The organism is Paraperibacillus esterisolvens (assembly GCF_046237625.1).
Taxonomy (GTDB): Bacteria; Bacillota; Bacilli; order Bacillales; family DSM-1321; genus Paraperibacillus; species Paraperibacillus esterisolvens.
The window spans coordinates 647,845-667,804 of the sequence record NZ_CP143545.1; the positions used below are offsets into that span (position 1 = coordinate 647,845).

The following is a 19,960-nucleotide window of genomic DNA, read 5'->3' on the forward strand; positions in this document are numbered from 1 at the left end:
TCTGACTGACTCGGACTGCATTCTGCACTGATTTCCTCAGCGATGGCATCAAGGGCATCATCGGAGAATAATGGATTCTTTTCATCACCAGTCAATTAAAGCCCTCCCTTGTTACATATAATTATATTCATATATTCACCCAGGGAGCCCGGCCTTAAACTGTATTTTTAAAAACTGGTCCTGCCAAGTTCGAAAATGGCCCGTGCATAAATGGAGGATGCTTTGATCAGCTCTTCGACTGGAATGCACTCATCCTTTTGGTGGGCGGTGTCCGGCGTGCCCGGGAATAGGGCCCCAAACGCAACGCCGCCCGGTATGGTGCGGGCATAGGTGTTTCCCCCTGTCGACAGCAATACAGGCTCAGAACCTGATTCATCACTGTAGACTCTCTGCAGGGTCTTAATAAGTGGATGCCCTTCTTCCACATGGTGGGGAAGACGCTCACGCAGCTCTGACTGTCTGAAACCAAACTCTGAAGCCGTTTGATTCAGGCGTTGATATGTAAGGTCATACGAAGCTTTTACAGGCATGCGCAGGTTCAGATGGATGAATGCCTCCTCTTCATTAAAGCTGAGAATACCTGGGTTGACAGTGAGGGGGCCGGTTATGCTGTCGCTGAATTCGATGCCAAGCCTGCTGCCAAAGTGATCATCATCGAGAAGGGCAGCAAAAGACACATAGGCAAGACCGTCCGGGTCAAGGGCCTCTTTCTTCAGGAATGCAGCCAGCCGTGTTCCTGCGTTGGTTCCTTTATCGGGTTCCATGGCGTGGGCAGAGCTGCCGTTAAGTGTCAGAATTAACACGTTGTCCTCTACAGACGCTTTTCCTTCAGACTCAGTGCTCCGGCAAAATTCAGCAAATCTGTCCTTAACAGCTTTGGCCCTTTCAACTGTTAATCTGGCACTTGCTGAATCAGGGACAACATTGGCCCGCTCCCCTGCCTGGAAGGAATGCAGCTTGAGGGCTGAGCCATCCTGACCGGAAGTCCGTTCTAAGGAAAAGCGGATATTTACCTGTCCCTTTTCTGCATGGATGATGGGGAAGTCGGCATCCGGTGCAAAGCCGGCTATAGGGGGTTCCTCCACTTCCATATACCTCTGCATGCAGCTCATCCCGCTCTCCTCATCGGTCCCGAAAATAATCCGGATTCGATGATCAAGCGGCAGACCGAGGCGGTTTACAAGCTTACAGGCATAATAAGCGGCCATGGTCGGACCTTTGTCATCCATTGCACCCCGGGCAAAAAGAACACCGTCACGGATCTCCGGTTCGAATGGATCAGATGACCACCCGGAGGAGGCCGGCACAACGTCAACATGACAAAGGACCGCTATGTAATTCTCTGCCTCCTCCGGTCCCATTTCTGCATATCCCGCATAGCCGTCTATATTCTTCGTGCGGAAGCCGTCCTTTTCGGCAAGTTTCAGCATGTAATCAAGCGCCTCGCCGACAGCGGCCCCCATTGGTGCTTCTTTGGAAGCTGTGGACGGATCCTTGACACTTTTGATTCTAAGAAGTTCTTTCAGGTCTTGCAGGAATTGATCACGGTTTTTAATTGTTTCTTGATGCCAGTTCATATAGAATTCCTCCCAATGGCTTTTAAAAAAATTGTAAAGCAACACGCGGACAAAATCACGAAATCCTCTCCTTTATTAGTATTTGGGTAAAAAGTTTGTTAAATTCAACAGTCGGAAGGGATACAATGGACATAGAAAAACGGATAGTGAAGGATGGGAGAATGGATATATGAATAATGAAATCAAGCACGGACTGGTAGTGGATGTGGAGACGACCGGACTCGGTCCTGACCGTGATGAAGTGATTGAACTTGCATTAAAGCTTTTTTCGTATATAGAAGAAACGGGCGAGGTCATGGAAATCATCGACGTGGATTCTTTTTTGAGGGAGCCTTTAACGGTATCTGCCAAAAGAAACTACAGCAGCGCATTTCGTGTACATGGAATTCCTTATGAAATGGTGCAGGGAAAAAGCTTCAGCGATGACAGAATCATGACGTTCTTTGAAAGGGCGGATGCGATATTTGCGCATAATGCTTCCTTTGACCGCAGCTTTCTATTGAGGATGTATCCTTCGGTCAATGAATCCGACTGGTACTGCACCATGAGAGGGGTGCCCTGGAAGGGCTACGGTTTTCCGGACAGCAGACTCCTGACGCTTCTTCAGGCCCATTCTATAACAGAATATCAATCACACAGGGCACTCGATGACATTACGAATCTCCTGGAACTCTTAAAGCAGACAAGCCCCAGAGGAACTCTATACCTGAAGGAAATCATCAACGGCAGGCCAATGAGGCAATACCAGGCGAAGACCACCGTACGAAAATCAGTTTAACCCTCCGAGCTCAATTGTTTTTTTTTCAGCACCAAATGGGGTAAGTTTAAAACAGCTGGGAAATAACCCGGGAAATGGGGCCTGTCCCCCTAATAAGGAGGTATTTCAAATGGTTGATGTTTTGAATCCGGCTACTGGTGAGGTGGTCGGCCAGGTACAGGAGGGCGGCCGCAGGGAGGCACGAGCTGCGGTGGATGCTGCGCATGAAGCGTTTAAGAGCTGGTCGAAGAAGACGGCTGGCGAACGCAGTGAACTATTAATGAAATGGCATCACCTTATCAGGGAGCATACAGATGAAATTGCCGAAATCATGACAAGGGAGCAGGGGAAGCCGCTTAAGGAAGCAGCGGGGGAAGTCACGTACGCCAACAGCTTCATTTCCTGGTATGCGGAGGAAGCGAAGCGGGTATACGGACAGATTATCCCGGCCTCTCATCCAAACAAACGGATACTGGTACAAAAACAGCCGGTCGGCGTGATAGCGGCCATCACACCCTGGAACTTTCCGGCGGCCATGATTACCAGGAAAGTCGGACCTGCTCTTGCTGCAGGCTGCACAGCAGTCGTCAAGCCGGCCGAGCAGACGCCGCTTACTGCCATCAGGATGGCAGAGCTTGCATATGAAGCGGGGATTCCCCGGGATGTGCTGCAAATCGTAACAGGAGAGGCTGCAGAAATCGGCGATGCCTGGATGGAGGACACAAGGGTAACCAAAATTTCCTTCACCGGTTCCACCGAAGTGGGCAGACTGTTAATGAAAAAGGCAGCAGATACGGTCAAAAAATTGTCGCTTGAGCTTGGCGGGCATGCTCCATTCATTGTGATGGAGGATGCGGATTTAGATCAGGCTGTTAATGGGCTGATTGCCTCCAAATTCCGTAACGCCGGCCAGACCTGTGTTTGTGCGAACCGTATCTACGTCCAGGAAGGCATTGCGGAGGAATTCAGCGCAAAATTTGCTGCAGCCGCAGCAAAGCTGAAGGTCGGAAATGGCCTTCAAGAAGGAGTCGACATAGGTCCGCTGATTGACTCCCATGCCGTAGAGAAGGTACAAAAACATATTGACGACGCCATCCAGAAGGGCGGCAGGGTACTGACAGAGGTAAATGCCGGCGGAAATGCAGAAGGATATTTTGTAAATCCTGTGGTCATTGCGGATGCGACGGAGGAAATGCTATGCATGAGCGAAGAAACCTTTGGGCCGGTTGCCCCGATAACTGTATTTAAAACGGCAGAAGAGGCAGTCGAACGTGCCAATGATACCATCTACGGACTCGCAGCCTATGTATTCACCCGGGATCTTACCCTGGCAATCAGAATGTCTGAAGAACTGCAATACGGCATTGTGGGGCTCAATGACGGACTGCCTTCAGTCGCCCAGGCGCCTTTTGGCGGCTTTAAACAGAGCGGACTTGGACGTGAAGGCGGTCACTTTGGTATCGAAGAGTATCTCGAAATCAAGTATATCTCCATGGGTTTGCCAAACTGAATGTAAAAAAGAAGCTGTTCTGTAAGAACAGCTTCTTTTATGACATTAGCTCGGGCTTTATCCAGATTTCGTTAAAATTGGCCCAGCCGAATGAATTCAGCGCTACCCCTTCAAGCAGGCCGTGGTAACGCCTCGTCCTTTCAGTATGATAGTTGAAAATAAACAGATCTTCTTCCATAATCCATTCCTCCATCTGCTGGATCAGGTTCTGCCGTACCTCCGCTGATGGCTCTGCCAGAATCCGGCTGATCCTCCTATCAGCGGCTTCCTTCATGCTTCCGGCGAGGAAGCGGCTGATAAAACAGCTGGAATTCTTAAAGGCTGCAATGAAAGAAAGATGGTGGTCCTCCTGAAAAATTTCTCCCATAAGAATCATATCCCCATTTCTTGAGTCCGTTTCCTCATAAAACGTGTTTATGGAAAAAGGCAACAATTCCAGGGCAATGCCCGCTTGCCTGCAGCGTTCTTTCAGCCAGATCGCATCCTGGCTGCTCTCTTTTTTATTGAAATAATACAGCGAGAGGACTTCGCCGTTGTACCCGCTCATGGCAAGGAAGTTCTTTGCCCGTTCCATGGATTTTAGAATAGACCTTCCTGAGCTGATCCATGGAAAAAAGCTTGCAGCCGGAATTCTTGCTTCCTTTTTTAACTCTTCAATCAGCAGTCGCTGATCTGCCAGTTCATACATGGCCTTTCTGAAAAAAAGGTCATGCATGATGCCCGGTTTATTAAAGTTAAAGCCTATATACGTGCATCCTACCTCAGCCACAGATTGCTGCCTGGTATGGAGGCTCCCGACCCCCATACCAGGCAGTTCGAAATCCAGGAGAACTTCTTCTGCTTCAGGAATGAACCAGATTTCGATGGTATCAATATAAGCCCGTTCTTTGAAATAGCCGTCAAAAGCTTCCAAAATCAGCGCATGATCATTTAAGGACTTCACTGCATAGGGTCCGCAGCCGATTATATGCTCTTGGCTGAATCCACGGCCGGATGGCAGGATGGACGCATTGGGGCTGCTTAAATAGTGAAGGAAGAGGGCATTATCCCTGTTCAGCCGGATTTTAATGATCCAGGGTGAAGGCGTTTCAATCACCGCAGCGTCCTCCAGCAGCCAGTTATTTGGTGAATCGATCTCTTTTAGCCGGCGGAATGTAAAGGCTATATCTTCAGAAGTGAGCGATCTGCCACTGTGAAATTTAATGCCCTTGCGGATATAAAAAATCCATGTTTTATCCATGCTGTCATATTCCCAGGCATGGGCCAGGTGCGGCTTGATGCTATTGCTTTCCCTGTCAAATACAACCAGTGTGCTGTATATCTGCCTGATCAGGTGGCTTTCGGTGGATATTGAAACAAAGGCCGGGTCCATGAGTAAAAGCTTACGCTTAAGAGAAAGCCTCAAAATATCCTGTGTTTGGCTGCGGGAGAAGGCATTGAAATGGAGCTGCAGCTTCTGTGTCAGAGATTCCTTTAGATCAGGCGGTAAAGGGAGCTTAATAAGAGATAGGGCGGCCTCGTAATTCTCTGCCTGGAAATATTCCTTCAACAATCCAGACAAAAAGCTGTGAATCGCTGATTGGAAGAGGATTTTTGATTTATTTCCCCTGCCTGCACCGCTGCTGTATGTCAATAAGCCTTCTTCCTGCAGGCGCCGGAGCACCCTCTTGGCATTCTTCCTGCTGCAGCAGAGGATAGAAGCGATATCATCAAGGGATTTGGAGAGCTCCAAATCCCTTTCGTCTGCCAAGAATCCCAGTCTCATTTGTAGATAGTGCTCTATTGGTTTCATGCGGATCCTCCAAAAGGGGACATTTTTAAAATAAGTTTATCCTTTTTCTTCCTCTTTTTCTACTCTATATTGCATAGAGAGGAGGGATAACAGATGACATTTTTTACACTTCATAAAAACATACAAATCCGGATACTTACATCTTTCCTGACACGGGCTGTAGGCTCGATGATTTTTCCGTTCATGGCGATTTATTTTTCCCGTGAGCTTGGAAGCACCCTGGCCGGGATATTGCTGCTGATCAATGTGGCTGCTTCTATTATTTCAGGATTTTATGGCGGATACATCACCGATAAAGCTGGAAGGAAAAAGGTGCTTGTGATCGGGCAGATTGCTTCATTGATTTCCTTCATAGTGATGGCAGCAGTGAACTCGCCGTGGTATGGATCGGTGTGGATTACCTTTTACATGATGCTGTTAAACAGCTTCAGCTCAGGCTTTATCAACCCAGCCGCAGAGGCGATGCTGATTGATGTCAGTACAAAGGAGACACGCACCTTCATGTACAGCATCAATTACTGGGCCATCAATGCTTCCATCATGATCGGCTCCCTGGCTGGAGGCTTTCTTTTTAAGGAACACAAATTTGAACTCTTCCTGTCCCTGACTTTGATCGGGGTTCTTACCTTATTATTGATTGTTTTCTTTATGGAGGATCAGTACCAGCCAAAAAAAGGCATAGGAAAGATCAGCGTGTGGAAGGATATGGCCGGGAGCTATAGAGCAGTGATGCACAATAAAGCTTTCCTCATCTTCTCACTCGCAAGCATATTCGTCCTGGGTCTGGAGATGCAGCGTAATAATTATATATCTATCAGGCTTGAACAAGGATTTCCACCAATGGAACTGGCAATATTTGGAGTAGGCTTCCATGTTGATGGAATAAGGATGTTCAGCTTTCTGACGACAGAAAATACGTTGATCATCGTCATGTTCACAGTCTTGATGGCCGCCTGGGTGACCCGGTTTCGGGAAAAGAACATCCTGAACATCGGGATCTTTGCCCAGGTGGCAGGTTACTCTGTATTGGCCGCGGGCAATTCGATCTGGCTCCTTTTAGCGGCCGGGCTGATCCAGACAATCGGCGAAATGATGTATGTGCCGGTCAGGCAAAGCTTGATGGCGGATTTAATGGAGGAGGATTCAAGAGGTGCCTATATGGCTGTCAACGGCCTTGTCTTTCAAGGGGCCAAACTGCTTGGCGCAGCAGGGATCATATTGGGTGCAGCATGGGGTCCTGCCGGGATGATAGCCGTGTATATCGTTTGCGGAATGGTATCATTGGTATTATTTGCAGCGGCAGTAAAAGACAGCAGGGTGAAGGATTCTGCCAGCAGGGCTGAGAGCGCAACTTGAGGAAGAGTGAAAAAAATAGGACGCCGGGGGCCAGCCTCCGGCGTCATTTGCATGGAGAAAGGGTTTATTCTAAATGAAGTTTTTTATATAATAGACTCACAACATAATATGGAGGGTGAAGATCTTTTGGCCTCAATAAAAGATATAGCAGATGCGCTTACAAAAAATGCGGAAAGCATCGCTGAAGAGATGGTCGATGAAATTGTCAAACGATTCCCTGTGGAAGTTCCCCAGAATGAAATAAATAATGCCAAGATTATATATAAAGGATTTCTCGGATTCATGGGAGAGCTCCTCGACTGCAGAGAAGAGAAAGTCCCTGAAGGCCTTTTGTCCTGGAGCAAAGAAAATGGCGAGAGGGAGGCTTCTGATACAGGAAGGCTGTCCGGTGTCATTTCGAGATATCCTGACACCCGGATTGTTTTCACCGAGCATATATCACGCCTCTGCCTGGCTGAGGGCCTGAGCGCTTGTGATACAATCACCATCATTACACGGATTAACTATTTCCTGGACTTAAGCATAAATGAAACGGTCTATGCTTTTGAAAGGCATACAGACAAGGTGATAAGGGACGCGCAGGATGAACTGAATTATCTGTCGGCCCCTATAGTTCCTATACAAGATGAAATCGCCGTCCTGCCGCTGATTGGAAAGATTGACTATGACCGGGCATCGCTAATCCTGGAAAAAGTGGTCCCGAAGGTTTCAAAACTGCAAGTAACCTGCCTGATCCTTGATTTCTCCGGAATCTTTACCATAGATGCTTCAGTTGCAAAGCATATTTTTGATATCCATAATGTCCTCCGCCTGATCGGCGTAAAGTCCATAGCTACCGGTATCCGCCCGGAACTCGCCCGGCTCGCGGCCGAAAGCGGAATCGATCTGTCAGCGATCACTGCGTTTGCAACTGTCAGGGAAGCCATCGACAGCATGAAGGATGCGGGAAGATAAGCATCCAAAAATTCTGGGAAAGCATCCCACTCTAAGATATGGGATGGTGCTGCATCATTTGTATACAGTAAAAGACTCTGGAAAGATCCCAGCGTCTTTTTACTTTTTTAAGATAAATGAATCCTGTACGGTGCCGACTGTTTCGTCTGAATAATCCACCGTTCCCGCTAACTTATTCAGAAGGGCAGGTTTCTGGTCCCCATAAGAATACTGAACTACATGTGTTCCTTCTGCCACACCATTTTTCAGGGGGATATCTATATCAGTAGTGCCCGTGTTTCTTTCTAAGCGGTATTCCGTTGAGCCGTATTCATAATAACCTAATACAACTCTAACGTCTTTAGGAGGGGATTCCTGCTTCCAGGTAATTTTAATTTTGTGAGTTTCATAAGCTCTTTTATCATCCTTTAAATAATTGCCTTTCACTTGATCGGAAACCGTAAATGCATTCCCGTCACTTTGTCCCTTAAATTCAGCGGTGTAACTCACCTTGTTTTTGTCTATCTGTTCCTTTGAAGAACAGCCTGCAGCAATGAGAAGCATAAAAATGATTGAATATACTGTCAGCACTCTCATCTATTACAACTCCTTATTATTCAGTGGATTTTTTTAAAGAGTACAAAAGATCTGCAGGGGCAAACAAAGTGCCTTCCAGTGGATGGAAGGCATCTAACGTGCAATCTGCGTGCTCTTTGTCAGACTGGACAATGAATCTAGCTGATTTAGATATGAGTTTCTCCAGGATTAATGGAGAACCTCTACTCTCTTAAACTGCTCGTTTTTCTATCTGCTCCTGCTCCGGACAGGGGCTGCCGCTGATGAACTTCCGGGCCTCATCCGTCAAAAACCCGGAGGTGGTAGTACAGCTCTCAGAAGTGGCGGGCAGTGTGCCGCTGCCATCATAGTAACAAGGCTTTTCCATTTCATATCATCCTTCCCGGGAAGCTTATATGAAGTAAAAGCTGATAATGTAGATCTGTCTTAATTATATAGGTAAATCTCCCTAAAATACACAGAATTTTTAGAAAAAATACCTATTTTGAGTAAAGAGGAGATTGCACAATATATGTAGAATATTGTAAAAAAGCTTGAAGGGGGAAAGGGATATGTACTTCACTGATTATGAAGCATTCTGGCTCTTTTATCTGACTCAGCATAGCAAGGGTACGACCAGGGCCTGGCATTTTGCCGGCACAAGTCTTGTCTTTGTATTTATTCTTTGGGCTGTTATCTCGCAAAACTATTGGCTCCTGATACTTGCACCTGTCACGGCCTATGCGCTTGCATGGTTCAGTCACTTTTTCATTGAAGGCAATAAGCCTGCCACATTTGGCCATCCAGTCTGGTCTCTGCGGGCTGACTTCAGAATGTACCGTCTGGCGCTTCTCGGCAGGCTTGGCAAGGAAATCGAGAGGGCGGGGTCTGAACTGCGCACTTAGCTTCCATGACCCGTTCCTTTGGGGGAACGGTTATTTTTTTGATGCCAGGGCGTGTACATAATTTTTTTTATCAATCATAATTTGTTTTATGCAAGTAAATTGTGGAAAGTAAATAGGTAGGAATGTACATCCTAAGGAAGGGACAGCGGGATTTTACATAAAAATCATCAAGGCTTCGTTAAATATGTATTGTGTTTGAAACAATCCGAAATATTTTTGTAAAAAAGTTTTGTTAGAATATGAGTATAATATCCCATCATTCTTTTAATCAATACGGAGGTTAATTATGACTTTGGAAAAGCAATTGGTCGCTAAGACTTTTTATGAAGCTTTTTTGCCAGAAAATAGTTCCGGGCATGCTGAATCACTGCTTGGAGAAGCGCTTTTCCTGGGGCGGACTGATGAAACTGTAGATCTTTCAAATATTCGGTTTGCACAAGGTGAAGTATATTACCATAATAAAGATTATGAATCTGCAATTTTTAAGTGGGAGCGCGTTTCCAATGCATTGAAGCTTTGGGCCGATAAAAATATCGGGGACGCCCATTATGAAGAGGGAAACCTGACTGAAGCTGAGGGCGTTTATCTATCCATTGACACACATGATCCCACTCTCAGATCGGAAACTGCACTTCAGCTTTTTTCCCTGTACATCAAACAGGAAAAAAATGAATCGGCCGACAAGGTCATAAAAAAGATTGCCAGTGAACACCCGGAATATCCAACCCTTACTGAAATTGCAAGGGTATTTTATGAGGAGAATCAGGACTGGCACAGTGCGGTTGAACTGGCGGCCAGCGAGTCTGTACGCACGAGGGCGGGCGCATGGTTCAATATCCTGATTTCCTATATCAAGGCGGGAAAAGCCTCCGGTTTTGGACCCGAATACTTTAATCCGGCCATCGGAGCGGCAGAAAAAACAGATGACAGGATCTTTGAAGAGCTGACGGCAGCGTTATGGGAGAACTTCCGGGAACAAGAGGCCTATCTCGACTGGATCGTCAACATCAATAAACTTCTGGCCTCTATGGATATTCCTTCTCATTCCTGGCAAAGGCTTTCGCCTCTGTTCAGGGAAACTTATCTTTATTTGGTAGGCGGTTCCTATACACTTAAAGAAATCGACCACATCGTTCCCGGGCATGCTTCCGCCTGGCTTCTGCTCGCTGATGATCAGGATCTTTTGTTTGCCTCATCTGCAGTTCTTGCCTGGAGTGAGCTATTTCCGGAAAGCATCGGCCAGGATACGGTTCATACGGCTGAACAGTCCATTTACCAATCAGATAAACAATATGACGGCCTGAAAAAGGGTATGGAACTGTATGAATCGATCACATCCTGGGCGGGAGGGAATTCAGTGGCAGTTGATGCCAATGAGGATTGGATCATAAGGGAGCTGATGAATCTTGACTCGCGCCATGTTATGGTTGCGGCAGCCTCTGGCAATGGAAAGTTCACGTTTTCAAACTCAATACTGGGCGAGAGTATCCTGAATGCCGACACTTCAGGCATGATTGCTTTTAAGAATCATCAGGAGACCCTTATCAAACATCATGCAGAAGACGGAAAGAATCTTACCTTTAAAGATTTTTATGATGTGACAAGCCGCAGGCAGAGACAGGGAGATCTCATTGAGTTCAATCTGCCGTCAAAGTTCCTTCGGGAGAACAGGCTTATGCTTCTTGAGACGCCGGTCTTCAATGAACACAATACTGATATCAATCCAGTATTCTCTTATCTGCATTTTGCGGACAGCCTGCTGTATATCCTGAATGCCGATGATCCCTTCTCGGAAGAAGACAGGGAAATCTTGCTGAAAATCAGAGAGCAGGCCCCGGATCTGCCGCTACACTTCATCATCAACAGCATGGATGCTTATTATGGCAAGGAGGCAGCCACCCGTGTTGTAAAGGAAACCCTGGAGACGATTCAATCCTATTTCCCTAACGCCGGCATCTTCCCTTATTCTTCGGAAGAAGGCAGCTTCAAAGGATTCAGGGAGCTTGGCGAATTCATTGAATGGGGCTTTTCCCGGGGGAATTTCGAGAAGGAGCGCACGGCAAAGCTCTTATTCTATATCCGCCAGGTCTTAAAGGGACTGGTCCAAAAGCGCGTTGAGAATGAAAAGAAACTGGATCATCAGATCGGCTGGGATGTAGATATGCTCAGCAAGCTAAAAGGGGCAAGCCACCAGCTGGACGACTTTGAAAAAGGGAAGGCAGCACGCATTCAGACGACCTTCTCGTCCATCAAGGCCAAGGTCAGGGCTGAGATGGAAGCCAAAATCCCTAAAATCCTGCAGAAAACGTCGGATATCATTACAGAGGACAGCAATTACGCTGACCTGGAGCGTAAGCTGAATATGGAGATGAATGATCGGGTGGAAAGCTATATTGACAGAGATATCTTGCCGAGATTTTATCTCTCCCTTCAGGAATGGATCAAGACGGCTGCAGTTGAATTCAATGAAGGCCAGCAATTCCTCGATGAAATGAAGGATGGCTTCAATAAGCTGTATGGAAATGAGCAATTCGAGCTTAAGGGCGACTTCAGGGTGCTGGATGACTGGCGCCGCGATTCAGACCGCATGACGGGCGGCTACAGCCAGGAACAGTTTTCTTTCTTGAACCGCTCGCCGCAGCAGATGCTGTTGAAGGGTGCCGGCAGACTCTTCGGAGCCATTTCACAGAACAATACGATGCTTCACAGCAAATATAAGCAATATGTAGAAAATGAAGATTACAGTGAAGCTGCAAGGAAGGTGACGGATAAATTCCTCATGCAGTTCGACATGTTTGAAAAATCCCTGGAACGCGATGTGAGGATGTTCTTCAAGGAGCCAAACAAGGAAATCAATGGAGCAATCGAAGACACAGAGAAGGCCATAACGGAGAATACCTCCACTCTTGAGGGGCTGAAACAGAATCCGTCAGCCTACTTTGATCCGCTTACCCTCTTTGAAGTCAGACTGCGCTCCTGTGAATGGATTATGATTGTGGATAAAGAAGTACAGTATATTTACTAAATTAAAAGGCTGTTTTCGCATATATTGTGGCTATTGGACAAGAAAGTGGATTTCCGCTGCAGTCACTCGCTTTCCGCGGGGCGGGAGTCTTCCTCCTTCCGCTCCAATCCGCTTGCTTAATAATTTTGTTTTTCTCAGAGGACTCATCCAAAGACAACAGGATTATAGAAAAGAGCCAAAAAAATGACTCCGTTGTGGAGTCATTTTTTTTCTGATGAGATTCTCCTGCCTGGCTTATACAATTGTTCGAAGTCCCGTATGCTCTTTTGCCCATATGGGATTCTTCTGCACTGAAAATTATGGAGGAATACCTGAAATTTTAGCGAAATAAATCATAAGGAGGCGAGTCTAAGATGTTCGATAAATGGAGAAGGGCGATAAAAGAAGAATTTTCAAAGAGGCAGGCATACCGTTACGCAGATCGAATTTCCCAATATCACCGCATCCAGGCTTCACCTGGGTACCGGGCTGCAGCCGGCGAGGTGATTCAGCTTTTAAAAAGGGATGGAGTCGAGGCGGAGTTAATTTCGTATCCCGCTGAGTTTGGCGGCCGTCTATTGTCTCACCGCACCTTCAAAGAATGGCATTGCCGCTCGGCTGAATTATGGGTTGAAACACCGGTGCGCGAGAGGATCGCCAGGTTTGAGGAAGAAGAAATCTCCCTGGTTCAGCGGAGTATCTCTACGCCCCCGGAAGGAATCCGGGCTGAACTGGCTGTAGTTGAAAATGGAAATGAAGAGGCTGGATACGAGGGCCTGGATATCAAGGGGAAGCTTGTGCTTGTGCAGGGTGCGCCTGCGCTTGTCCATGCTTTGGCAGTGGAGAAATACGGGGCAGCAGGATTGATTTTTGAAAACCTTAACGATTATCCTCCGCTTCGTACCAGGATGGATATGCCTGATACACGGCAGTATACCTCCTTTTGGTGGGATAGCGAAGAACAGCCTAAAACATTTGGTTTCGTGGTATCCCCAAGGATCGCAAACAAGCTGAAAGAGCTTGCCGGGAAACAAAAAGTGATTCTGACAGCCAGGGTGGATGCAAAGCTTTATGATGGGCACTACGAAAACATTGAATATTTTATCCCTGGAAAAAAGGAGAAAGAAATCCTGCTGGTGAGCCATCTTTGCCACCCTTATCCGGGAGGTCAGGATAATTCGTCAGGACCGGGCACCCTGATGGAGGTCATGAGGACTCTGACAAAGCTTATCAAAACAGGAATCCTCCCTGAGCCGGAGTTTGGCATCCGGTTTTTAATGATGCCGGAAATGTACGGAACCTGTGCCTATTTGGATCAGCATCCTGAGCGGATTCCTCATACCATCGCGGCGCTTAACCTGGATATGGTCGGTGCAGACCAGGCTAAAGGCGGCGGGCCGCTGTGTGTGGAACAGCCGCCTATGGCTGTTCCAACCTTCACAGACCGGTATTTATACTATATCATTCATGAACTCTCAACAAATGCCGCAAACTTCACAGGCACATCTCAGTACAGTACCATTCATCATTTGCGGACCCGCCATTCCGGAGGCAGCGACCATTACATCTTGTCAGATTCGTCCATAGGCATTCCCTGCCCAATGCTGATTCAATGGCCTGACCGGCACTACCATACCACATCTGATACGACGGCCAACCTGGATGGGGCGATGATGGGGCTTGTGGGGCAGGCTGCCGCCTTATATTGCTATGGACTGGCGAATGGAAGTGAGGAGGACTGGATTTCCTACCTGTTCCATCACAGCAGCACAATTTCATCAGAGCTGTCTTCTGCAAAAGAATGGATAATGAGGCAGTCATTTTCAGCGGCTGAGGCCAAAAAAGCGGTCGATCATTTTTGCTTATATGAAAAACAGGCATTGGAAGAGCTGGGACGCTATGCAGCCCTTAGAGGATTTGCCAAGGCTTTAGATCTCGCTGACTGGGCAATGGACATGCATAAAAAACAGGCGGAGCTGTGTTCCGAGATGGCCGACAGGGAGCTGATGCTCCACGGAAGACAAGAACTGGTACAGGATGAGTCTCCGCCTGCATGGCAAGAGGCCGTGTATTCCCGCTGCATCCGCGGACCCCTGCGTCTTTTTGACGAGCTTGAGAGTCTTTCGCTGGAAGAGAAGCTGAAATGGTACTGTGAGTATGAAAGTACTGTGCCGGTGGGATATTCCGATTTTATCTTCAATTGGATGGACGGAAGGCGCACTGCTGGAGAAATTGTGGCGCTGGTCCAGCTTGAAACCGGCCAGCATCACCCTATTTATGCCGAGAAACTGCTGGAGCTGTGCCTTGACCTAGGAATCACAAAGAAGGCGGGGGTGGCTGAAAGCAGCCAGGCTAAGATGCATTCATGATATAATGCAGACAAAAAGCATACTGGAGGGGATAGAATGGATAGCAATAAACAATTCCGGGAAGAGTTGATCAGCAGTGTGGATACCCTCACGGATGAGCAGCTCAATCAGGAGCTTGAAGAGGGAAGATGGACGATAGCACAAGTTCTCGAGCATCTATATTTAATGGAGAGAACGATTACGAAAAGGATTGCCGCCGCCCTTGCAAAAGAGGGAGGGACGGAACCTGAGGAGAAACCAATCCAGCTGGCCGTGAACCGCAGCCGCAAGGTGGATGCCCCTGAGTATGTAACACCTTCCTCTGAACTGAAGACTCTTCACGAATTGATTGAAAAACTAGGGGAATCCCGACAGGAACTAATGGATGTGGTGAATGGGGCAGATGAGGCAGCCCTACGGAACAGGTCGCTTCCTCATCCAGTATTCGGCGAATTGAGCCTGAAACAATGGATACCTTTTATCGGCTACCATGAAAAGCGCCATCTTGAACAGATTGAAGAATTGAAAGTAAGACTTATCAACTGAACATATGATGTGAAAGGCTGCGGGCAGGTGCCGGCAGTTTTTTTCTTGAAATATATTACATGTTATCCTGAGCCAAATCAGATCCTGCCCTGTCTAATAGTTGAATGAGTGAAAAAAAGAGGGTGAGTTCGTTGAACAAACTAGTGAAAAAAGCCCAAAAGGGAGACAGTAAAGCCTTTTTGAAGCTTTTCCAGCAGTATGAAGAAGACATATACCGGATGGCTTATGTTTATGTCAAAAATGAAGAGGATGCGCTGGATGTCCTGCAGGAGGTGGCTTATCGTTCATTCAATAAAATAGGAACATTGAAGAATCCTGAATATTTCAAGACATGGCTGATCAGGATTGCCATAACCTGTTCCATCGATTTAGTCAATAAAAATAAGAAAGTGGTGCAGCTAAAACCCGAATATGAAGAGTTCATCGGGCTTGAAGAAAAGGATGTTTCCCTTTCCATCACACTCCAGGAATTATTAGAACGGTTGAATGAAGACGAGAAAAGCATGGTTTACCTGAGGTTTTATGAAGGCTATTCCTTCCAGGAAATCGCCAGCCTGGCCGGTATACCGCTCGGAACCGCAAAATCTGTCCTATACCGGGCGCTGGGCAAGCTCAGAAAACAATTCCAGGAGGCGGATCTCTATGAATAATATAAAGCAGGAAATAGACCGCATCAAGATACCAAAAGGGTTGCATGAAAGAGCGGAGCTGGGTGTCCAAAGGGCAAAAATGGAGCAGAAGGAAATGCGAGGCTTGGGCTTTAATAGGAAAAGGAACTTGTACAAAAGGCTGGCCATTGCAGCAGCAGTCTGCCTGCTCGTCCTGTCGGCGCTGACATATACACCTGTTCTCGCAGCCATCCAAAAGGCGGTCGACAAGATATTTTCCAGCGGCCATATCGATGACGGCGGCCTGAAAACAGCAGTAAGCAAAGGCCATGGTCAGATCATTGACCAGACTTTTTATGATCAACAAAATGATATAACAGTCCATTTTGAAAGCATTATGACAGATGATAAAGAAACAAAACTCTTGTTCACTTATCAAAGTAAAAGGAACAATTTAAAGAATTATTATATTGATATATTTGAGGGGAAGAGTTCCATCTCTTTAGTGAAAGAAGGGACGAAAACCAAGCTTAACCATGTAGGGTGGGGGAGCAGGTATTATGACCGCAAACAAAACAAAGTGGCAGAAGCCCTGTCATTTGACTCTATTAAGAAAATGGAAGGACAGCCTGTCAAACTTGAAATTGAGAACCTGACGATATACGGAGGAAGAAGGTCCGGTATGGCGGCGGCCAAATGGCCCCTCAGCTTTCAGCTTGGTAAGACTGGGATTTCCGACAGGCAGAATGCAGTATTGAACAAAAGCTTTACATTTGGAGGAGAAACTTATCTCATCAAGCAGGTGGAGTTTTCCGACTTGGAGACCAGGGTGGTCGTCTCCGGCACAGATACAAAAAAAGTCGTAGAAAATGGTGAGAAATACGATGTTATGAGCAAATTGGAAAGCCAACTGCTGAACGCCAGAAAGTTTGATAAAGAACATGGCTACACCTATAATGGAAAAAAATCGGGAGTTGTCCTGATGTCTGACGGAGTAAAGGCTGTCCCTATATTCAGCAAAGGGGAAGTGGAAGGCAAGGATGATGAATACATCATGAGCTTTGAACCCGTCAAAAACCGCAGGGACTGCATCCTGGAAGTTGGGAATAAATTAAGAATTCCTTTGGCGGAGGACCGCTGATTATCAGGGAAATCCGTGGGGGAGGCTGGGAGCCTTCATCGAGAGTATGAAGGACATTTGGAGGCCGCACGGCCCGTGAAAAGTCCTTCATCAGCTAAGGGAACATACTCCAGCGGGGAAGAATGTGCACTTCAATAGTGAAAGAATTGTACCCATATTGAAGTTTCATCCCAAAGGGCTGGCCCCCGATATGGCCAGTCCTTTTACTATGTCTTAAAGGCCTGTTCAATGATCTCTAAAAAGCTCCCTCTATGTTCCTCGAATTGCTTTTTCCGATGGCCGTTTGCACCGGATGGGTGCGGAAAGCCATATAGGCAGGGAACAGTAGGGATGATCTGTTTTCCCTGTAAAGACCGGATGACTTCGCCTACCGCTTTTCCCAGGGGAATCAGCAGCACTTTTGATTGGAGCGAGTTCAGTTCTTCTGGAAATGCCTCATATGCATATTTCTTCAATAATGCAGAATGGCTGATAGCCGGAGAGTGACCGGTGTAGTTCAGCCCGTCCTTAAACACAGGATATTTGATGATGGAGGTCGTATGGAGCAGGTCATCTCTTGAGCCAAACAGCTCGCTTGCACCTGAAAGGCCGAGGTGTTCGTGCAATCCACAGCCATCCAGCATCTCAATCAGGTTTTTCCTCATGGTGCCCGCGAACCTGGCACTCCGTTTTATATGCTGAAGCAGCTGGTCCAAGTCCATCCCAAGCTCCATGCCTGCCCTCGCTGCCTCGAAAGCTGTTTTCATTTGGTGCCATCCCGGCGTGATGCCGGCAACGACCACTCTTGCCTCCCTGTTGATCCATTCATTATGGGGGGCATAGTACAGGGCAAGCCCCGCTTCTTTCTCGATGAGGAACCGGGGTATTAATAAATCCTGTTTATCCAAGTGATCTGCCTCTAAATTTTGGATAGCCTGATAAAAGTCTGTGAACATTTCGCTCTGCATCTTTATCTCATCCCCTCTGGCCTTTACTTTATTATTCCCATCCAGGGGCAGAAAAAAGCCCGCAATGTCTGCGGGTTTTAGTAGATCACAAAGAAGGAAGAGGGGGAATCCTCTTCCTTCTTTTTCGCGTTATTCCTTCTATCATTCTGTATCCCGGGTCTTCTGTTCAGGAAGTGTATCCCAGAAGCTTGTGTCTGCTGTCTCAATGGATCCATCGGCGATGGCGCGAACAGCGGCTTCAAGTGTGGTGACAGTCTGTTTGATGAGGTAGCCGTTGCTTTTTTGCCCGAGTACATAGTCTTCGTACTCATGATCGGACATGCCCCGCATTTCAAATAGGAGGGAAGAGATGCCGTATTGAACGGCTGCCCCATTGCGTCCTATTCTTTCTTCAGAACCGCCGACATACTTGCCAAGATGACCCCAGCCAGTCCGGTCGACTGCGCCATATACCACAGCTCCCAGCTTCTTGGAGCGCTCGAGGACATCAGCAGCAGTGTTCGGGTTGGTAGGGTAAAGAATGGAGCCTGAAACATATTTACCGTTCACTTCAGACTGTGTTCCCTGATGATGCAGATCGATCATATAGTCAATTTTATATTTTTTAAAAACATTGTTATGGAGTGCTTTTGTCTCTGGCTGGGCTTTCGCTACATGGTCCCGGTTGAGGTCCGTTCCCGAGGCATTATAACGGGTCAGGTGGCGGCCGCCGTCTGCCACATAATCTTCAAGAGAAAAATCGACGTCGCCCATCGCCCCGTCAGCATTCAGCATAGGGAGCACCAGAACATTAACGGAGTCAAGGACGCCCTGCAATTTTCCGGTGCCAAGATGTTTGATGAACTCAAGGGCTCCTTCAGTTGTGAGCTGCTCATTGCCATGCTGCTGAGTCAGGAACAGGATGGTTGGATTTTTGGGATTGGTTATGTATTTTGCAAGATGGATATCCCTGCCCTTCAGGGTTTTTCCAATTACCTCGAGTGTCATCGCACTCTGCTTGGCATCTTGTGTTCTGAGTTCATCCACCAATTCTGTGTAGGTATGAAGAATGGACGTATTTACTGTTTCATTGCCTCCATAGCCTGGCCCATTGCCAACAGCTCCTGCAGGAACAGACATTACATTTATCGCACCGAACGCCATTATTCCCGTCAACGATAAAGAGATTATTTTCTTTTTCATCAAAATCCTCCATTTTTAGAATTATTTGATAACTTACTACCATAATAAAATAGCTTCCGTTTTCTGTTAATAGAGATAAATTCCTGTCTTTTTAAGTAAACGTTGGCTAAAAATGCATCTATATATCTAAAAAAGGATAATTCATGGGGATTCTGTCAATAAATAAATGTGTCAATAATTCAAATTAAATTTGACAATATTGTGAACCCTATGGAATAATATAGACATAAAAGGAGGATGTTGGTAATGGATGCAAAAGTACTTAATGCAGTAAAATTTGTCGGCGGAGCAATATTGTCTATTGGAATTATCTTCTTTGTAATCGGTTTCACTGCAAGCGGTAGCAGCGTTTGGACTCCTATTGGCATCGGTACGGTAATGGGCGCTATATTTATTTTCTTAATGGGGATCTTTTTGGTAGCCACGGAAGAAGTTCTGGAAAAATCATATAGAAGAAAAAGAATTTAAACATAGAAAAAAGGAGTGCCAGCCGGCACTCCTTTTTCTATGGCTTAAATATAACCCCAGATCATACAGAGCAGTGTACCGAAGATTGTAATCAAGGCCATTAACACTCCATAATAGATGTTCGTATAGATGGCTCCCTTATCCTTCGATTCACCAGCATGCATGAATACGATCAGCTGGAGTCCGGCCTGGATGAAGGCTGTCAATAGAAGCACTGTCATCCCGGCCGTAAAGGACATATCCAGGTAGTAAACCAGCAGGGCAACGGCGGTCAGGACAAGAGAGAAGATAAAGCCCATGACCTGCTTGACTGGAAATAGCTCTTTCATGA

The 19,960-nt window shown here is 46.7% G+C and carries 18 protein-coding genes; 11 read left to right on the forward strand and 7 right to left on the reverse strand.

Going from position 1 to position 19,960, the window contains the following annotated elements:
- Positions 1 to 167: 167 nt before the first annotated feature.
- Positions 168 to 1,577 (reverse strand): dipeptidase PepV, encoded by a 1,410-nt coding sequence (gene pepV / locus V1501_RS03425; protein ID WP_409291456.1) that lies wholly within the window; start codon positions 1,575 to 1,577, stop codon positions 168 to 170.
- Between the two features lie 169 nt (positions 1,578 to 1,746).
- Between pepV and V1501_RS03430 the strand changes: the two genes are divergently transcribed.
- Positions 1,747 to 2,355 (forward strand): exonuclease domain-containing protein, encoded by a 609-nt coding sequence (locus V1501_RS03430; protein WP_409291457.1) that lies wholly within the window; start codon positions 1,747 to 1,749, stop codon positions 2,353 to 2,355.
- Between the two features lie 109 nt (positions 2,356 to 2,464).
- Entirely contained in the window at positions 2,465 to 3,844 is a 1,380-nt protein-coding gene (locus V1501_RS03435; RefSeq protein ID WP_409291458.1) for an NAD-dependent succinate-semialdehyde dehydrogenase, read from the forward strand.
- Positions 3,845 to 3,881: 37 nt separating this feature from the next.
- On the opposite strand, the gene V1501_RS03440 is transcribed toward V1501_RS03435, so the two are convergent.
- A complete protein-coding gene (locus V1501_RS03440; RefSeq protein ID WP_409291459.1) occupies positions 3,882 to 5,636 on the reverse strand; it encodes an ABC transporter substrate-binding protein in 1,755 nt (584 codons plus the stop codon).
- 93 nt (positions 5,637 to 5,729) lie between these two features.
- Between V1501_RS03440 and V1501_RS03445 the strand changes: the two genes are divergently transcribed.
- Entirely contained in the window at positions 5,730 to 6,992 is a 1,263-nt protein-coding gene (locus V1501_RS03445) for an MDR family MFS transporter (protein WP_409291460.1), read from the forward strand.
- A 126-nt stretch (positions 6,993 to 7,118) separates the two neighbouring features.
- Positions 7,119 to 7,946 carry an STAS domain-containing protein gene (locus V1501_RS03450; protein ID WP_409291461.1) on the forward strand — a complete coding sequence of 276 codons (828 nt, stop codon included), beginning with the start codon at positions 7,119 to 7,121 and terminating at the stop codon, positions 7,944 to 7,946.
- Positions 7,947 to 8,045: 99 nt separating this feature from the next.
- On the opposite strand, the gene V1501_RS03455 is transcribed toward V1501_RS03450, so the two are convergent.
- Positions 8,046 to 8,522 carry a hypothetical protein gene (locus tag V1501_RS03455; protein WP_409291462.1) on the reverse strand — a complete coding sequence of 159 codons (477 nt, stop codon included), beginning with the start codon at positions 8,520 to 8,522 and terminating at the stop codon, positions 8,046 to 8,048.
- A gap of 190 nt (positions 8,523 to 8,712) precedes the next feature.
- The gene (locus tag V1501_RS03460) at positions 8,713 to 8,868 is read right to left on the reverse strand and encodes a hypothetical protein (protein WP_409291463.1); all 156 of its coding nucleotides are present in this window, start codon (positions 8,866 to 8,868) and stop codon (positions 8,713 to 8,715) included.
- Positions 8,869 to 9,052: 184 nt separating this feature from the next.
- Here V1501_RS03460 and V1501_RS03465 point away from each other — a divergent pair, with 184 nt between their 5' ends.
- From V1501_RS03465 to V1501_RS03490, 6 genes are all read left to right on the forward strand, one after another.
- Complete coding sequence (locus V1501_RS03465; protein ID WP_409291464.1) at positions 9,053 to 9,385, forward strand: Mpo1-like protein; 333 nt, start codon at positions 9,053 to 9,055, stop codon at positions 9,383 to 9,385.
- 286 nt (positions 9,386 to 9,671) lie between these two features.
- The gene (locus V1501_RS03470) at positions 9,672 to 12,410 is read left to right on the forward strand and encodes a GTP-binding protein (protein ID WP_409291465.1); all 2,739 of its coding nucleotides are present in this window, start codon (positions 9,672 to 9,674) and stop codon (positions 12,408 to 12,410) included.
- A 353-nt stretch (positions 12,411 to 12,763) separates the two neighbouring features.
- Positions 12,764 to 14,758: a DUF4910 domain-containing protein gene (locus V1501_RS03475; protein WP_409291466.1), complete on the forward strand. Its 1,995-nt coding sequence runs from the start codon at positions 12,764 to 12,766 to the stop codon at positions 14,756 to 14,758.
- 36 nt (positions 14,759 to 14,794) lie between these two features.
- Positions 14,795 to 15,283 carry a DinB family protein gene (locus tag V1501_RS03480; RefSeq protein WP_409291467.1) on the forward strand — a complete coding sequence of 163 codons (489 nt, stop codon included), beginning with the start codon at positions 14,795 to 14,797 and terminating at the stop codon, positions 15,281 to 15,283.
- Positions 15,284 to 15,414: 131 nt separating this feature from the next.
- Positions 15,415 to 15,933 (forward strand): RNA polymerase sigma factor, encoded by a 519-nt coding sequence (locus V1501_RS03485; RefSeq protein WP_409291468.1) that lies wholly within the window; start codon positions 15,415 to 15,417, stop codon positions 15,931 to 15,933.
- Positions 15,926 to 17,032 (forward strand): DUF4179 domain-containing protein, encoded by a 1,107-nt coding sequence (locus tag V1501_RS03490; protein ID WP_409291469.1) that lies wholly within the window; start codon positions 15,926 to 15,928, stop codon positions 17,030 to 17,032. The genes V1501_RS03485 and V1501_RS03490 overlap by 8 nt, the downstream gene beginning before the upstream one ends.
- 206 nt (positions 17,033 to 17,238) lie before the next feature.
- Here V1501_RS03490 and V1501_RS03495 read toward each other — a convergent pair whose 3' ends face one another.
- Both V1501_RS03495 and V1501_RS03500 read right to left on the reverse strand, forming a co-directional pair.
- Positions 17,239 to 17,979, reverse strand: a complete 741-nt coding sequence (locus V1501_RS03495) for a hypothetical protein (RefSeq protein ID WP_409291470.1) — start codon at positions 17,977 to 17,979, stop codon at positions 17,239 to 17,241.
- Positions 17,980 to 18,120: 141 nt separating this feature from the next.
- On the reverse strand, positions 18,121 to 19,161 hold the full coding sequence (locus tag V1501_RS03500) for a M14 family zinc carboxypeptidase (RefSeq protein WP_409291471.1): 1,041 nt from the start codon (positions 19,159 to 19,161) through the stop codon (positions 18,121 to 18,123).
- A 246-nt stretch (positions 19,162 to 19,407) separates the two neighbouring features.
- Between V1501_RS03500 and V1501_RS03505 the strand changes: the two genes are divergently transcribed.
- Positions 19,408 to 19,629, forward strand: coding sequence for a hypothetical protein (locus V1501_RS03505; RefSeq protein WP_409291472.1), 222 nt, complete (start codon positions 19,408 to 19,410; stop codon positions 19,627 to 19,629).
- Between the two features lie 44 nt (positions 19,630 to 19,673).
- Here the strand turns inward: V1501_RS03505 and qoxD are convergent, their stop codons facing one another.
- The gene (gene qoxD / locus V1501_RS03510; RefSeq protein WP_409291473.1) at positions 19,674 to 19,958 is read right to left on the reverse strand and encodes a cytochrome aa3 quinol oxidase subunit IV; all 285 of its coding nucleotides are present in this window, start codon (positions 19,956 to 19,958) and stop codon (positions 19,674 to 19,676) included.
- Positions 19,959 to 19,960: the final 2 nt, after the last annotated feature.

Excerpts from the sequence above, each read along its gene's own strand:
- qoxD (WP_409291473.1), bottom strand. The coding sequence starts at position 19,958 with ATGAAAGAGCTATTTCCAGTCAAGCAGGTCATGGGCTTTATCTTCTCT.
- V1501_RS03455 (WP_409291462.1), bottom strand. The coding sequence starts at position 8,522 with ATGAGAGTGCTGACAGTATATTCAATCATTTTTATGCTTCTCATTGCT.
- V1501_RS03505 (WP_409291472.1), top strand. The coding sequence starts at position 19,408 with ATGGATGCAAAAGTACTTAATGCAGTAAAATTTGTCGGCGGAGCAATA.
- pepV (WP_409291456.1), bottom strand. The coding sequence starts at position 1,577 with ATGAACTGGCATCAAGAAACAATTAAAAACCGTGATCAATTCCTGCAA.
- V1501_RS03465 (WP_409291464.1), top strand. The coding sequence starts at position 9,053 with ATGTACTTCACTGATTATGAAGCATTCTGGCTCTTTTATCTGACTCAG.
- V1501_RS03475 (WP_409291466.1), top strand. The coding sequence starts at position 12,764 with ATGTTCGATAAATGGAGAAGGGCGATAAAAGAAGAATTTTCAAAGAGG.
- V1501_RS03500 (WP_409291471.1), bottom strand. The coding sequence starts at position 19,161 with ATGAAAAAGAAAATAATCTCTTTATCGTTGACGGGAATAATGGCGTTC.
- V1501_RS03480 (WP_409291467.1), top strand. The coding sequence starts at position 14,795 with ATGGATAGCAATAAACAATTCCGGGAAGAGTTGATCAGCAGTGTGGAT.
- V1501_RS03435 (WP_409291458.1), top strand. The coding sequence starts at position 2,465 with ATGGTTGATGTTTTGAATCCGGCTACTGGTGAGGTGGTCGGCCAGGTA.
- V1501_RS03430 (WP_409291457.1), top strand. The coding sequence starts at position 1,747 with ATGAATAATGAAATCAAGCACGGACTGGTAGTGGATGTGGAGACGACC.
- V1501_RS03440 (WP_409291459.1), bottom strand. The coding sequence starts at position 5,636 with ATGAAACCAATAGAGCACTATCTACAAATGAGACTGGGATTCTTGGCA.
- V1501_RS03495 (WP_409291470.1), bottom strand. The coding sequence starts at position 17,979 with ATGCAGAGCGAAATGTTCACAGACTTTTATCAGGCTATCCAAAATTTA.
- V1501_RS03470 (WP_409291465.1), top strand. The coding sequence starts at position 9,672 with ATGACTTTGGAAAAGCAATTGGTCGCTAAGACTTTTTATGAAGCTTTT.
- V1501_RS03445 (WP_409291460.1), top strand. The coding sequence starts at position 5,730 with ATGACATTTTTTACACTTCATAAAAACATACAAATCCGGATACTTACA.
- V1501_RS03460 (WP_409291463.1), bottom strand. The coding sequence starts at position 8,868 with ATGGAAAAGCCTTGTTACTATGATGGCAGCGGCACACTGCCCGCCACT.
- V1501_RS03490 (WP_409291469.1), top strand. The coding sequence starts at position 15,926 with ATGAATAATATAAAGCAGGAAATAGACCGCATCAAGATACCAAAAGGG.